Below are 13,369 nucleotides of genomic sequence, written 5' to 3'. Positions count from 1 at the left end.
GGTCGCATGGCACGCAGCAGTTCTCAAGGTACGACGGCGAAGGAGCCGGGTCGTCTCAAGCAGATGTACCAGGTCTTCACGATGACCCGTCGGGCGGACCCGAGCTCCGTCTGGTGGTTCGCCCTGGCGTTCGTCGTCCCGGTGGTGCTGGGCGTCCTGCTCGCCCTGCTGCTGCCCGGGCAGAACTGGCTCGCGATCATCCTCTGGATCGTGGCCGGCGTGCTGCTGGGTGTGCTGCTCTTCCTGATCGTCCTCGGTCGGCTGGCCGAACGTGCCGCCTACTCGCAGATCGAGGGGCAGCCCGGTGCCGTGGGTGCCGTGCTGTCGAACTCGCTCCGCCGTCAGTGGCGCTCGAGCGAGATGCCGGTCGCGGTGCACGGTCGTTCGCAGGCCGCTGTCTACCGGGCCGTCGGCACCCCGGGCGTCGTGCTCATCACCGAGGGCCAGCGCGGCAACCTCAACCGCCAGGTCGACGAGGAGCGCCGCAAGGTCCAGCGCATCGTCCCGAACGTCCCGGTGCACGTCGTGCACGTGGCCAGCGGCAAGGACGGCGACGGTGACGACTCCGTGACGCTGCACAAGCTCCCCCGTGCCATGAACAAGTTCAAGAAGGCGCTCAACCGCAACGAGGTCCTGGCGGTCGCGAACCGGCTCGACTCCCTCACGCAGAGCCCGGCCTCGGCGATCCCGAAGGGGATGGACCCGATGCGGGCCCGCGCGGGACGTCCGCGCTGACGGACTCCCCCACAAGCGACGAACGCCCCCGACCGTGCCAGGTCGGGGGCGTTCTGCGTCCGCGGGCCGCGTGGCGGGGCGGGCGGTGGCTCGGTGGGGTCAGCGGCGTCGCGCAGTACGGCGTCCGCGCGGCGTCATGCGACGTCGGCGGCGTCGCACGGTGCGGCTCTCGCCTGTCGGTGCGAGGACGACCACGCGGTGCGGGCTCGTAGTACGGCACCGAGTGGGCAACCTCATGCCCGGCGAAGCACCTCGCACCGTGCAGCGCGGGTCCCGTGCGCTGGCGGTCCGAACGTCGGCGACGGGTCGATCGCGCACCGTGCGAGGTTCGGCGCACCGTGGGACGGGCGCCTGCTCGCACTCAGGACGGAACCTCGCACCGTGCTGCGCCGCGCTCACGCGCCGCCCGCGCCACGCGCTCCGCGCCGCCGCGCAGCGCCCCGCGGCGCCGCGCTCTCGCCCCTCCGCGCCGCAGCACCCTCAGCGCCGCACCAACACCGTCCCCGCGATCCGGTCGTGCGCCCCACGGCTGTCGCGGTCGATGATCAGCGCCGGCACGACCAGGCACAGCAGCACCGTCCGCACCACCGGCCGCCAGACCCCGACGTACCCGCCGCGCATCGGCACCACCCGGAGCCCGACGCACACGTGCCCGAACGACCCCGACAGCAGGCAGATGAACAGGATCTGCAGCACGGCGAAGATCGCGATCTGGATCCACGAGTGCGCGATGTCCCCCGAGCCGTTCACCGGCGACCACACACCGGTCACGTACGCCACGAGGTCGGCCAGCGCACCGTCGATCAGCAGCGCCACGATCCGGCGGCCGATCCGCCCGACGCTGCGCGGCCCCTCTTCCGGCAGACCGAGGTCCTTGCCCGGCCAGCCGTCGGGATGCCCCGATCCCCCGGAGGACGACGCGGACGACGAACTGGTGCTGCGGGCCATGGTCCCAGCGTAGGCGAACGGGTCGACGTAACACGCACGAAACAATCCAGTCATGTCCGGGAAACTCGGTGTCAATAGCCTCGTCGGAGGGTGCCGAGATGGACCCTCCGACATCACCCAACCCATTGGAGATCGGCCCACATGTTCAGCGATTCCTCCGAGGTCCTGGCCTTCATCAAGGACACCGACGTCAAGTTCCTCGACATCCGGTTCACGGATCTGCCGGGTGTGCAGCAGCACTTCAACATCCCGGCCTCCACCGTCGACGAGGACTTCTTCTCGGTCGGCCAGCTCTTCGACGGCTCCTCGATCCGCGGCTTCGCGTCGATCCACGAGTCCGACATGCAGCTCATCCCCGACGTGACGACGGCGTACATCGACCAGTTCCGCGCCGAGCGCACGCTGATCATGATCTTCGACATCTACAACCCACGGAACGGCGAGATCTACGGCCGTGACCCGCGTCAGGTCGCCAAGAAGGCGGAGAAGTACCTCGCGTCGACGGGCATCGCGGACACCGCGTTCTTCGCCCCCGAGGCCGAGTTCTACATCTTCGACGACGTCCGTTACTCGGTCACCCAGAACAAGTCGTTCTACTCGGTCGACTCCGAAGAGGGCGCCTGGAACACCGGTCGTGAGGAAGAGGGCGGCAACCTCGCCAACAAGACCCCCTACAAGGGCGGCTACTTCCCCGTGTCGCCGGTCGACAAGACGGCTGACCTCCGCGACGACATCACCCTCAAGCTGATCGAGGCGGGCTTCGAGCTCGAGCGCTCGCACCACGAGGTGGGCACCGGCGGCCAGCAGGAGATCAACTACAAGTTCGACACGATGGTCCACGCCGCGGACGACATCCTGAAGTTCAAGTACATCGTCAAGAACACCGCCGACCAGTGGGGCAAGGTCGCCACGTTCATGCCGAAGCCGCTCTTCGGTGACAACGGTTCGGGCATGCACACCCACCAGTCCCTCTGGAGCGACGGCAAGCCGCTGTTCTACGACGAGAACGGCTACGGCGGCCTGTCCGACCTCGCCCGCTGGTACATCGGTGGCATCCTCAAGCACGCCCCGGCGCTGCTCGCCTTCACGAACCCGTCGATCAACTCGTACCACCGTCTGGTGAAGGGCTTCGAGGCCCCGGTCAACCTGGTCTACTCGGCCGGCAACCGCTCCGCCGCGATCCGCATCCCGATCACGGGCACGAACCCCAAGGCCAAGCGCATCGAGTTCCGCGCGCCGGACGCCTCGGGCAACCCGTACCTCGCGTTCGCCGCGCAGCTGATGGCGGGCCTCGACGGCATCCAGAACCGCATCGAGCCGCACGAGCCGGTCGACAAGGACCTCTACGAGCTCCCGCCGGAAGAGGCCAAGGGCATCCCCCAGGTCCCCGGCTCCCTCGACGAGGCGCTCGAGGCGCTCGAGGCGGACCACGAGTTCCTCACGAAGGGCAACGTCTTCACCGAGGACCTCATCCAGACCTGGATCGACTACAAGCGCGAGAACGAGATCCTCCCGCTCGCGCAGCGCCCGCACCCGTTCGAGTACGAGCTCTACTTCGGCGTCTGACACGCACCGCACCACGAACGCCCCCGCACCGGTCTCCGGTGCGGGGGCGTTCTCGCTGTGCCGACACTCGCCTGCGGGCCCGGCCACCGGGTGGGAACGTGCCCGCCTGGAGGCGCGGCGCACGCCCGGCGGGCCGGCACCGCGCCTCCAGGCGGTCGCCTCGCACGTTCCTTCCCACGACACGCGCGCTGCCACGACGAATCGGGCGTACCTGGTCGGAAGTTCCGACCAGGTACGCCCGTTTCGACCAGGTGCGCCCGAACGCGCCGGGCACACGAGAACGGGGCCCGTGCCGCCCCGGCACAGACCCCGCTTCGCGTCCGGGTGACTACCGCGCGGTGGCCACCGCGTCGTTCGTCCCCGCAGCGACGCTCACGGGTGCACCCGTGACCGGAGTGGGCCGTCCCAGGGAACGGACGGTCCAACCCGCCTTGACCCAGTCGGCGACCGGGAGGCAGTTGCGGGCGTCGATCACCGTGCGACGCCCCACGATCGAGGCGAGCGCCGCGGGGTCGGCGGCGATGACCTCGTCCCACTCGGTGAGGACGAGTACGACGTCGGCGTCCTCGATCGCACCCTCCATCGACGACGAGTAGGTGAGCGTCGGGAAGGAGCGGCGGGCGGTCTCCATCGCCTCCGGGTCCCACAGGGTGACCTGGGCGCCGCGGAGGTGCAGCGCAGCGGCGACGTTGAGCGCCGGCGAGTCCCGGACGTCGTCGGTGAGGGGCTTGAACGCCGCCCCGACGACGGCGACGCGACGGTTCAGCACGGAGCCGCCGAGCGCGTCGATCGTCATGTCGATGACGCGCTCGCGCTGCCCCATGTTGATCTCGTCGACCTGCTGCATGAGGCCGACGACACGACCGGCACCGAGCTCGTTCGCGCGGTGCATGAGCGCCCGGATGTCCTTCGGCAGGCAGCCACCGCCGAAGCCGAGGCCGGCGTTCAGGAACTTGCGGCCGATGCGGGCGTCGTGCCCGAGGGCGTCCGCCAGGGTGGACACGTCCGCACCGGTGATCGCGCACATCTCGGAGATCGCGTTGATGAACGAGATCTTCGTGGCGAGGAACGCGTTCGCGCTGACCTTGACGAGCTCCGCCGTGGCGAGGTCGGTCGTGATGACCGGGGTGCCCTCGGCGATGGGTGCGGCGTAGACCTCGCGGATCACGGCGTCGGCCGACGCGGAGGCACCGCCCCAGACGAGCCGGTCCGGGTGCAGCGTGTCGTCGACGGCCTTGCCCTCGCGCAGGAACTCGGGGTTCCAGATGAGCTCGGCGTCGATACCCGACGGGGTGAACTCGCGGACGATGCCGCGGAGCCGCTCGGCCGTGCCCACCGGGACCGTCGACTTGCCGACGATGAGGCCGGGGTGCGTGAGGTTCTCGGCGACACCGCGGGTGGCGTTCTCGACGTAGGTCAGGTTCGCGGCGTGCGACCCGGCGCGCTGCGGCGTCCCGACGCAGACGAAGTGGACGTCGGCCGCGGCCACGGCCTCGGGCAGCGACGCCGTGAAGCGGAGCTTGCCGCTGGCGACGTGCTTCGTGATGAGCTCCGGCAGTCCGGGCTCGTAGAACGGGACCTCGCCGGCCGACAGGGCCGCGAGCTTGGCGGGATCGACGTCCACGCCGATGGTCTCGAAGCCCATCTCGGCCATGGCAGCCGCGTGGGTGGCACCGAGGTAGCCGGTGCCGATGACGCTGATGACGGGTGCCGGACGGGAGTCTGCGGTCTTCTTCTGAGCGGTCACTGCTTGACCTCCTGCAGGTCGTAGTCGGTGTCGGTGCGCGAGATGCCGGCCACGAAGGCCTGGAGGCTGTCGGCGCGGGAGTTGAGTCGCCAGTCGTTCGTGGTGCGGACGCCGTCCACGACCGTGGTCGCGGTCTCGCTGAAGTACGAGAAGCCGATGACGTCGTCGTTGGCCGGTTCCGCGAGGCCGTCGAAGAGCGAGGTGATCCACTTCGCCTTCTGCCCGTTGGTCACGCTCGTCCCGGTCTCGGTCGCACCGATCTCACTGAGGAGGATCTTCTTGTCCGGTGCGATCTGGCGGAGCTGGGCGAGGGTCTTGCCGAACGTGTTGTCGAAGGTCGGCGACTCGGACGCGGTGCGGTAGTACCCGCTCATCCCGACCCAGTCGACGTACTTCGACTCCGGGTAGTACTCACGCAGGTAGTCGAGCTGCATGTACTTGTCGTTGCCGAGCTTGTCGATGCGGCTCGGTGCCCAGTTCCAGATGACGTACTTGTTCGCGCCGCTGGCCTGGAAGACGTCGTGCACGTGCTGCCACATCGCCACGTAGGACCCGGCCGCGTTCTGCTGCGCCGTCCCCTCGGACCAGTTGTACCAAGAGCCGTTCATCTCGTGGTCGAGCCGGATGACCATCGGCTGCCCGTTCGCCGCGAGGGCCTTCGCGTACTTCGTGAGGTAGGCGTCGAACTTGCCCGAGACGATGTCCTCGTTCGTGTACCCGGGGACGTACTTCGCGTCGTTGCCCGTCTTGGCGGGTGCGGACTCCCAGGTCATGAGCGGCAGACGGCCGTTCGCCCACGCGCGCTGGACGGCGGTGGCGTTGAAGTCCTGGTCGAAGCCCTGGAAGAAGCCGACCATGTTCGTGGCCTTGCCGACCTGCTGCGAGACCTCGTCGTACTCCGCCCAGTTGAAGGGCGACTGCGCGGTGTAGAGGCCGTACCAGCGAGCCGGCTGCGCCATGATCTGCGCCTTGGTGGGCACGGCGATCGGGGTCGTGCCGGGGTCCTTCGAGGGGCCGCCGTTCGGGTTCGTGACGCCGTGGTTGCCGGAGCCGGAACCGTTGCCGGAGCCACCGGAGCCACCGGAGCCGCTGCCCGAACCGGAGCCACTGCCGGAACCGGAGCCGCCGGACCCGCCGGAACCGCCGGAACCGTCGCCCGACCCTCCCGAACCGGACGCGCCGTCACCGGACCGTGCCCCGGCGGCCTTGGCGGCCCCGAGGTCCGACTGCAGCGACGCGATCTGCGCCTTGAGCTCGGCGATCTGGTCGGCACGCGAGCCGGACTGCGCGGTCGAGGAGTCGAGCTTGCCCTCGAGCGCCCAGATCTTCTCCTGGGCGGCCGTGAGCTTCGTCTGGAGCTCGGCCGCCGAGATCTTCTTCTTCGGCGGCGTCACACCGAGCGCCTGGTGGACCGCGGTGGACACCGAGCCCGCCGGGGACACCCAGACGTTCCAGGTGATGAGTCCGAGGACGAGGACGATGGCGGTGGTCCCGACCGCGGTGAGTCGTGCGTGCTTGCTGGACTGGGCCCACCAGGCACCTGAGGAGCGGATGAGGTCAGACAATGAGGAAGGCCTCCAGGGCGAAGATCGCGAAGCCGATGCAGTACGGGATCGCGGCGTACGGGTTGTACCGACGGACGCGTGCCGGGGCGGGGGCCGCCGCGGCCGCCGACTGCGACTGCGCTGCAGTGGCTGCCGAGCGGCGGGTCGCGAGCACCGTCGCGGTGGAGTTGGTGGTGGCGTCCGGGCCGAACAGGTCGTCGAACGCCCGGTCCACGGCACGCTGGTCGTCGCCGTAGCCGGTTCCACCGGCCGGGGCCGGGGCAGCCGCGTCGATCGGGCTCACCGGGGTCTGGGTGGCGACGGCCGAGGGCTGCACCGCGTCCGCGGGGTCCTCCTCCATCGGTCCACCGGCGTACGCACCGGCACGGGTCCCCCAGCCGGACGCGTGCGCCAGGCGGAAGAAACCGATGAGCCGGATCGGCATGAGGAAGAACGTCGACACGATGATGAACATCGGCAGGCGGAAGAAGTCGCTCGGCTTCTCGGCGAGGTGCCGCATCTGCCGGATCGCCATGCTGAGCACCGACGAGACCACCATGAGGGCGGCGACGTAGACGAAGCCGGTCGAGAAGCCGTACTGCTGCAGGATCCCCTGGTAGAGGTTCTCGCCTTGGCCGGTGAAGGCGCGGTAGATCCAGCCGGCGATCACGCCGAACAGCATGAACGGCAGGATGATGTCGGTGAGGAAGAACACCGCGAGGATCGGCGCGTGGCCGAGCATCCACGGGAGCATCCGGAGCGTGTTGTACTGCGAACCACGGGCCCAGCGGAGCTGCTGCTTGAACAGCTTCTTCACCTGCAGCGGAGCGTCCGTGTAGACCAGCGACGTGTACTGGTAGACGGTCCGGTACCCCTCCTTGAGCGTGAGGTTCGTCAGGGTCCGGTCGTCGGACACCTCGAGGAACACGCCCATGAACTTCTCGTGCATGAACCGGTCCATGACGCGCACGAGGATGTCGCGGCGGAAGGCGATCGTGCGCCCGGGCAGGCAGCCGATCTGGCCGAGGACGCTCTGCGCGGGCATCGAGTACAGCGCGCGGGAGTTCTCCAGCCAGTCCGCCCAGCGGGTGATCCAGCTGCGGGTCGGCTCGAGGATGCGCTGGCGCGTCGTCACGCCGCCGACCGAGGCGTCCGCGAACGGCTTGAGCAGCTCGTCGAGGGTGCCGGGCGTCCACACCGTGTCCGAGTCGACGAGCACGGTGATGTCGCCGTTGGACATCTCGGTGCCGACCTTGACGGCGTTGCGCTTGCCCGGGATGGGCGTGTGCGTCCAGCGGACGAGTGGGGCGAACTCGTCACAGACCGCTTCGAGGGCCTCGTTGCGGGCGCCGTTGATGACGACGATGATCTCGCCGGGACGCTGCTCGACCATGCGGCCGATGACGTCGCGGAAGAGGTCGAGCGGTTCGTCCACGACGGGGACGACGACGCTCGTGGTGCCGGTGTAGGTGCCGGTGTAGGGGCGGTAGCGGGCGGACAGGATGACCTTGAGCAGCCAGAGCAACCAGATCACCGCGGAGTACACGGCGAACAGGTAGAACTCGGGGTGCCCTTCGACCATCTGCCTGATCTGCAGAATGAAGGTGAACATCGATCCCTGCTTCAACGTTCGAGGTGGAGATTCCGCGTCGTTGGGGAATCAGGGCCGGTTCGGGTGACCCCATTGATGCAGAACCGTGACCCGGTGCGCAACGCGACCCCCGACCGGGGGCGTTACGGGCACGTTACGGGGTACACCACGGTCCCCCTCCGCGTGTGGTCATCGTGTCCGCACTGGTGCTGACAGCACTCCGGTGGACCGCGTTCACCCTGCCACTCACCCTGTGCGGGTGGTGGGCGGCCCAGGAGGCGCGGCTCGGCCCCCAGCGAAAGCCCTGTTCAGGTCATGGTCGCCGGGCGCGCCGCGAGCAGCTCCGGCCGTCGCCTCGCGTCGACGTGGCCAGCAGGATCACGTCCCGGTAACGGACGCCCGAGCTCGACCTGGCGGGGTACAGGCAGATGTCGAACGGGGGACGCTGCACGTTACGGGGAATTCACTTCCGAGGACGTGTCAACTCGCTGCGAAACACGTCGGTCCGGGCGTGTCGCGACGGGCGTCAGGCGCCGTAGAACTCGCGCTCGAAGACCTGACGTGCCCGGCGGGTGACCCCGAGGTAGTCCTCCTCGAGCTCCGAGGCGGACCCCGGCGGGTACTCCATCAGGCGTGCGATGCCCTCGAGCTGCACCCGGTCGACGGGCAGCACGTCGGTGGTCTTGCCCGACCAGAGCACCAGCGCGCTCCGGGTCCGCGAGGCGAAGCGCCAGGCGGCACCGAGACGCTCGGCGTCGTCGGGGGCGACGAGTCCGGCGTCGCGCGCGGCGTCGAGCGCCTCGAGCGTGGACGTCGTCCGGAGGCCGGGGATCGTCAGCGCGTGCTGCAGCTGGAGGAGCTGGACGAACCACTCCACGTCGCTCAGGGAACCGCGGCCGAGCTTGAGGTGCCGGGCGGGGTCCGCACCGCGCGGGAGGCGTTCGGACTCGACGCGGGCCTTGATGCGTCGGACCTCGCGCACCTGCTGGTCGTCGATGTGCTCGGGGTAGCGCGTGCGGTCGGCGAGGTGCTCGAAGTCCCGGAGGAGATGCGCGTCCCCGACCGCCCCGCGGGCCCGGAGCAACGCCTGGGCCTCCCACGTGAGCGACCAGCGGGCGTAGTACGCGCCGTAGGAGTCGAGCGTGCGCACCACGGGGCCGTTCTTGCCCTCGGGGCGGAGGTCGATGTCGAGGTCGAACGGGTGGATCGCGTCGTCGGTCAACCGGGCGAGCTCCCGCACGATGGTCTGCGCCGCTCGCGAAGCCTGCTCGGACGGGACGTCCTCGGTCGCCCGGTACACGTAGAGGACGTCGGCGTCCGAACCGAAGCCGAGCTCACGGCCGCCGTACCGCCCCATCGCGATGACGCCGAACTCCAGGCCTGCCGGGGCGTCCCGTCGCGCGAGCGTGAGGGCACCGGCCAGGGTCGACTCCGTGACGTCGCTCAACGCCGGGCCGAGGGCATCGACGTCGAGGTGTCCGAGGACGGCGGCCATGCCGAGCCGGAGCGTCTCACGCCGGCGGGCGGACCGGACCAGGGCGGCAGCGCCGTCCACGTCGTCCCCGTGCCGTGCCGTCGTCGCGGTGACCTCGGCGAGCAGCGACTCGATCGGCCGGGGACGCAGCAGCGCCTCCGGTTCGTCGAGCCAGGCCACCGCCTCGGGGAAGCGTTCGAGCAGCCCGGACAGGAACGCCGACTCCGAGAGCACGGTGGTGAGCGAGTGCGCCGCGCCGGAGGAGTCCCGGAGCATGCGGAGGAACCAGCTCGACTCCCCCAGGGTGTCGCTCAGCCGGCGGAAGGCCAGGAGCGCCCGGTCCGGTGCCGGTCCCTCGGCCATCCAGCGCAGGAGCACCGGCAGCAGGTTCCGCTGGATCGCCGCCCGGCGGCTCGTGCCCTGCGTCAGTGCCCGGATGTGGCCGAGTGCCCCGGCGGGGTCCGCGAAGCCGATCGCGCCGAGCCGGTCGACCGCCTGGTCGCTGGTGAGCACGATGTCGCCGTCGCTCGCGGCCACCGCGGACAGGAGCGGTCGGTAGAACAGGCGCTCGTGCAGGCCACGGACCTCGAGCTTCACGGCACGCCACCGTGTCTCGAGCGCCGCAGCGGACCGGGCGAGACCGCTCGACCGCGCGAGTACCCGGAGCTCGTCCTCGTCGGAGGGCATCAGGTGGGTGCGTTGCAGGCGGCGGAGCTGGATGCGGTGCTCGAGCAGGCGGAGCAGGGCGTAGTCCGGACCGAACCGGGCGGCCTCGGCACGGCCGACGTAGCCGGCGTCGGTGAGCGCGTCCATCGCCTCGAGCGTGGACCGGACCCGGACGGTCTCGTCGTCGCGGCCGTGCACGAGCTGCAGCAGCTGCACGGTGAACTCGACGTCGCGCAGACCGCCCGGCCCGAGCTTGAGCTGCCGGTCGACCTCGTCGTCGGGGATGTTGTCGGTGACCCGCTGCCGCATGCGCTGCACGGACTCGACGAACCCCGGTCGCTGCGCCGACGTCCACACGAAGTCGGCGACCGCGGTGGCGTAGCGCTCCCCCAGGTCGACCGACCCGGCGATCGGCCGCGCCTTGAGCAGGGCCTGGAACTCCCACTCCTTCGCCCAGCGCTCGTAGTACGCCACGTGGGAGTCGAGCGTCCGGACGAGCGCGCCGTCCTTGCCCTCCGGCCGGAGGTTCGCGTCGACCTCCCACAGCGCCGGTTCGGCCGCGAGGTCGGTGATGGCGTGCGTGGCCGCGATCGCCAGCCGCGTGGCGATGAGCACGGCGCGGTCGGTCCCCACGCCCGTGCCCGCTTCGTCGTCGCGGGTGGGTTCGGTGACGAAGATGACGTCGACGTCGCTGACGTAGTTGAGTTCGCGGGCCCCGGCCTTGCCCATCCCGATGACGGCGAGCGGTGTCGCCTCGACGTCGGCCGCGGGGAACGGGACCTCGCGCCGGGCGACGTCCACCGCGGCCTCGAGCGCGGCACCGGCGAGGTCGGCCAGCCCGGCCGCGACGGCGGGGAAGGCCTCGGTCGGCGCGGCGTTCAGGACGTCGAACAGCGCGATCTGGGCCAGGTGCCGGCGGTAGCGCACCCGGAGCCGGAGCCGGGCGTCCTCGCCCGTGGCACCGTCGATCGCGGCGAGCAACGAGTCGGTGTACTCCTGCTGCGACCACGGCGCCGTCACGGGCGCCAGGAGCAGGTCGATCTCCGCCGGACGGCGGTGCAGGAACTCGCCGAGCCCGACCGACGCCCCGAGGAGTCGCACGAGCCGTTCGGTGGCGGCGTCGTCCGCGAGGACCGGACGCAGTTCGTCCGGCGCGCGCTCGAGCAGCCGCTCGAGCGCGCGGAGTGCGCCGTCCGGATCGGCCGTGGACTCCCACAGTGCCGGGGACCCGCTCACCGGCACCTGCAGGTCGGGGCCGAACCGCGCCTCCAGGTCGGCGATGCGTTCCAGGCTCTCCGACAGCTCCGCGAAGCCCAGGCGGGCCAACTCGGAACGCGACGTCGTCGTCCGACCGGTCATGTGGTGCGTGCCCCCGGTGCCGTCAGAGCGCGCCGAGGTTCGTGTCGAGCTCGAACGGCGTGACCTGGTCGCGGTAGGCCTTCCACTCCTGGCGCTTGTTCAGCAGCACGAAGTTGAAGACCTGCTCGCCGAGCGTCTCCGCCACGAGTTCCGAGTCCTCCATGAGGCTCAGCGCGTGGTCGAGGCTCGCCGGCAGCTGGCTGTACCCGAGGGCACGGCGCTCGGAGTCGGACAGGCTCCAGACGTTGTCCTCGGCCTCCGGCGGGAGCTCGTAGCCCTCGTCGATGCCCTTGAGCCCTGCGGCCAGCAGCAGCGAGTACGCGAGGTACGGGTTCGCCGCCGAGTCGATGCCGCGGTACTCGATGCGGGCGGACTGGCCCTTGTTCGGCTTGTACAGCGGGACGCGCACGAGGGCCGAGCGGTTGTTGTGGCCCCAGGTCACGAACGACGGGGCCTCGTCACCGCCCCAGAGGCGCTTGTACGAGTTCACGAACTGGTTCGTGACCGCGGTGATCTCCGGCGCGTGCTTGAGGACACCGGCGATGAAGTGCTTCGCCGTGTCGGACAGCTGGTACTGGCCACCCGCCTCGTAGAAGGCGTTCTGGTCGCCCTCGAACAGCGACACGTGCGTGTGCATGCCCGAGCCCGGCTGGCCGGAGATCGGCTTCGGCATGAACGTCGCGTAGACGCCCTGCTCGATCGCGACCTCTTTCACGACGGTGCGGAACGTCATGATGTTGTCCGCCATCGTCAGTGCGTCGGCGTAGCGGAGGTCGATCTCGTTCTGGCCGGGGCCGGCCTCGTGGTGGGAGAACTCCACCGAGATGCCGAGGTCCTCGAGCATCCGGACGGACCGGCGACGGAAGTCGTGCGCGCTGCCGCCGGGGACGTTGTCGAAGTAGCCGGCACGGTCGACGGGCTGCGGGCCGCCGTCCTTCCAATCACGGCTCTTCAGCAGGTAGAACTCGATCTCGGGGTGCGTGTAGAACGTGAAGCCGCGCTCGCTCGCCTTCGCCAGCGTGCGCTTGAGCACGTTGCGCGGGTCGGCGACGGCGGGCTGACCGTCCGGCGTCGTGATGTCGCAGAACATCCGCGCGGTCGGGTCGATCTCGCCGCGCCACGGGAGGATCTGGAACGTCGACGGGTCCGGGTGGGCCAGGACGTCCGCCTCGTACGAGCGCGTGAGGCCCTCGATCGCGGAGCCGTCGAACCCGATGCCCTCGGCGAACGCGCCCTCGACCTCGGCCGGGGCGATCGCCACGGACTTCAGGGTCCCGATGACGTCCGTGAACCAGAGTCGGATGAACTTGATGCCCCGCTCCTCGATGGTGCGGAGCACGAAGTCCGTCTGCTTGTCCATTGACGCCCTTTCCGTGGTGCAGCTGGTCCAGCTGGGAGTCTCAGCCTATTGGTCTTCGTCGTCCCAACGCTCGTTGTTCGCCTTGATCCGGTCCAGGGCGTGTTGCGCTTCCTCACGCGAGGCGAACGGGCCGATCCGGTCGCGCTGCGGCGACTGCGGACCCTGCTCGACGGCGTGCGTCTTCTCGTTGAACCACCACTGGGACTCGATGCGTTCGTCACTCATGCCGCCACCGTACCCAGGTGGGGCGGCGGCGGTGCGGCCGCGCCGCGCCCCGCGCGCTGGGTGACCGCCTGGAGGCGCGGGGGGGGGGGGGGGGGGCCGCCCCCCCCCCCCCCCCCGGGCCCCCCCCGCGCCCCCCCCGCCCCCCCCACAGTGG

The 13,369-nt window shown here is 70.2% G+C and carries 9 protein-coding genes; 2 read left to right on the top strand and 7 right to left on the bottom strand.

Features of this window, described 5'->3' with window-relative positions; translation table 11 throughout:
* Positions 1-6 precede the first annotated feature (6 nt).
* A complete protein-coding gene (locus tag ACIPEP_RS00100; RefSeq protein WP_402716118.1) occupies positions 7-735 on the top strand; it encodes a DUF4191 family protein in 729 nt (242 codons plus the stop codon).
* A gap of 480 nt (positions 736-1,215) precedes the next feature.
* On the opposite strand, the gene ACIPEP_RS00095 is transcribed toward ACIPEP_RS00100, so the two are convergent.
* Positions 1,216-1,683: an RDD family protein gene (locus ACIPEP_RS00095; RefSeq protein WP_070418788.1), complete on the bottom strand. Its 468-nt coding sequence runs from the start codon at positions 1,681-1,683 to the stop codon at positions 1,216-1,218.
* Positions 1,684-1,824: 141 nt separating this feature from the next.
* Between ACIPEP_RS00095 and glnA (ACIPEP_RS00090) the strand changes: the two genes are divergently transcribed.
* Positions 1,825-3,249, top strand: coding sequence for a type I glutamate--ammonia ligase (glnA, locus tag ACIPEP_RS00090; RefSeq protein WP_070418787.1), 1,425 nt, complete (start codon positions 1,825-1,827; stop codon positions 3,247-3,249).
* A gap of 328 nt (positions 3,250-3,577) precedes the next feature.
* Here the strand turns inward: glnA (ACIPEP_RS00090) and ACIPEP_RS00085 are convergent, their stop codons facing one another.
* The 6 genes from ACIPEP_RS00085 to ACIPEP_RS00060 all read right to left on the bottom strand — a co-directional run bounded on the left by ACIPEP_RS00085 (position 3,578) and on the right by ACIPEP_RS00060 (position 13,215).
* Positions 3,578-4,996 carry a UDP-glucose/GDP-mannose dehydrogenase family protein gene (locus tag ACIPEP_RS00085; RefSeq protein ID WP_070418786.1) on the bottom strand — a complete coding sequence of 473 codons (1,419 nt, stop codon included), beginning with the start codon at positions 4,994-4,996 and terminating at the stop codon, positions 3,578-3,580.
* Entirely contained in the window at positions 4,993-6,561 is a 1,569-nt protein-coding gene (locus tag ACIPEP_RS00080; RefSeq protein WP_402716117.1) for a glycosyl hydrolase, read from the bottom strand. The genes ACIPEP_RS00085 and ACIPEP_RS00080 overlap by 4 nt, the downstream gene beginning before the upstream one ends.
* Positions 6,554-8,152 (bottom strand): glycosyltransferase family 2 protein, encoded by a 1,599-nt coding sequence (locus ACIPEP_RS00075; protein ID WP_402716116.1) that lies wholly within the window; start codon positions 8,150-8,152, stop codon positions 6,554-6,556. Before ACIPEP_RS00075 ends, ACIPEP_RS00080 begins: the two co-directional genes overlap by 8 nt.
* A gap of 505 nt (positions 8,153-8,657) precedes the next feature.
* The gene (locus ACIPEP_RS00070) at positions 8,658-11,630 is read right to left on the bottom strand and encodes a bifunctional [glutamine synthetase] adenylyltransferase/[glutamine synthetase]-adenylyl-L-tyrosine phosphorylase (RefSeq protein WP_402716115.1); all 2,973 of its coding nucleotides are present in this window, start codon (positions 11,628-11,630) and stop codon (positions 8,658-8,660) included.
* A gap of 22 nt (positions 11,631-11,652) precedes the next feature.
* Positions 11,653-12,990 carry a type I glutamate--ammonia ligase gene (gene glnA, locus ACIPEP_RS00065; RefSeq protein WP_070418782.1) on the bottom strand — a complete coding sequence of 446 codons (1,338 nt, stop codon included), beginning with the start codon at positions 12,988-12,990 and terminating at the stop codon, positions 11,653-11,655.
* Positions 12,991-13,035: 45 nt separating this feature from the next.
* Positions 13,036-13,215: an SPOR domain-containing protein gene (locus tag ACIPEP_RS00060; RefSeq protein ID WP_070418781.1), complete on the bottom strand. Its 180-nt coding sequence runs from the start codon at positions 13,213-13,215 to the stop codon at positions 13,036-13,038.
* Between the last annotated feature and the right edge of the window lie 154 nt (positions 13,216-13,369).

The organism is Curtobacterium sp. NPDC087082 (assembly GCF_044745045.1).
GTDB lineage: Bacteria > Actinomycetota > Actinomycetes > Actinomycetales > Microbacteriaceae > Curtobacterium.
Note: the sequence above shows the minus strand (reverse complement) of the source record. Positions and strands in the feature narration are given on the sequence as shown.